Source organism: Pseudomonas sp. URIL14HWK12:I12, assembly GCF_003097135.1.
GTDB lineage: Bacteria > Pseudomonadota > Gammaproteobacteria > Pseudomonadales > Pseudomonadaceae > Aquipseudomonas.
In genome coordinates this window covers 1-1,262 of the sequence record NZ_QEQL01000019.1, presented here as the reverse complement: position 1 = coordinate 1,262, position 1,262 = coordinate 1, and the positions used below count along the sequence as shown (strand labels likewise).

The following is a 1,262-nucleotide window of genomic DNA, read 5'->3' as shown; positions in this document are numbered from 1 at the left end:
CACTGGCCGCCTTCATCGGCTTGGCCTGAGTCGCTGGCCAGGGTGGTTACGTTTCCAGTGCGAGTGACGCCGGAAATCAGTGCTTCGCCTGCTGTGTACTCGCCTGCGTCGTGCGCCTTCGATAGGGTCAGCAGCGTTTTGTCCGGGAGCGTGACGTTGTCGCCCTCGAAACGGTACTGGCGGTTACCCACCGTGCGTTTGCTCAAGCTGGAAGCATCGCTCACCTGCTGACTGGCGACTAGTCGCCCGCTGGCTGCAGCCTGGCCCTTTTCGAACACACGCAGCTCGGTTACCTGCTCGCTCAAGCCGTGGTATCTACGCTCCACTGAGCTGCCGTCCGGTCGTTCATGACGAGTGACGCGCCCCAGCGCGTCCCGGGTGAAGCACTGCCTGCGCAAGATACCGTCGATGGTCTGTTCAACCGCTACTACACGGCCGTTGGCATCCATTGTCGTGAAGGTTCCGGCGAGCTCTTCACCTTCGGCACTACGCTGGGTTTCCCGGCAAGTTAGGGTGCCGTCCGCGCGGCTTTGAAGGTCGCTGCCGGTGTAGCGCAAGGTATGCGGCCCTAGGCCTTCCTCCACGGTATACGCGCTGTCCAGCAGATCGCGGCTCCAGGCTTGGTAACCTGGCAGCTCAACCTCCTGCAGCGGCTCGCAGATCGCCTGGCCGCCGGGAAGGTAGTCCCAGGCGGGGCTGGTCACCGCTTCATCGCCCGCACCCCGCATGAACATACAGTGCAGCGGCACGAATGCGCCCTGGGCGCTACGGCGCCATGCGCGACGCACCACCCGTTGCAGGCCATCCAACTCATCACGATGTTCGCTGCCGTCGGGGTTGGTCGTCTGCGCGACCAGGCCGCCATGCTCGAAGCTGTATCCTGTGCTCGTGACGGCCTTGGAGAGGTCGTCACGTTTGCCATCGGGTTTCAAGCGGTAGCGCACATGCTCGACCACCCGCCCCAGGGCATCATGGCGGAAGTCGGTCTGGGCGCCATCGGCGGTCTTGCTCAGGCACCGTCGAGAAAAGCGTGAGCGCACTTCACGGCTGATCAGTTCGGTACCGGCCTCGGTGGTGGCTCGGGTGCTGATTTGCAACCCCTCGCAGGTGGGGTTGTCTTCGAACTGCTGGACGAGGGTCATGCTCAAGGACGCGTCGCCGAGCACAACAGTGGTTTGCTTATCGGTGATCGACCACACCTTGACTTTGCAGTCCTTGTTGGCCGTTTTGGGTGCAGGCTCCGACGCCGTGGTACTGCGCAT

General features: G+C 63.2%; 1 protein-coding gene. It reads right to left on the bottom strand.

Annotation, left to right across the window (positions count from 1 at the left end; all coding sequences use genetic code 11):
- On the bottom strand, nt 1-1,142 hold a 1,142-nt coding region (locus F474_RS22755; protein WP_218191686.1), incomplete at its 3' end, for a hypothetical protein.
- Nucleotides 1,143-1,262: the final 120 nt, after the last annotated feature.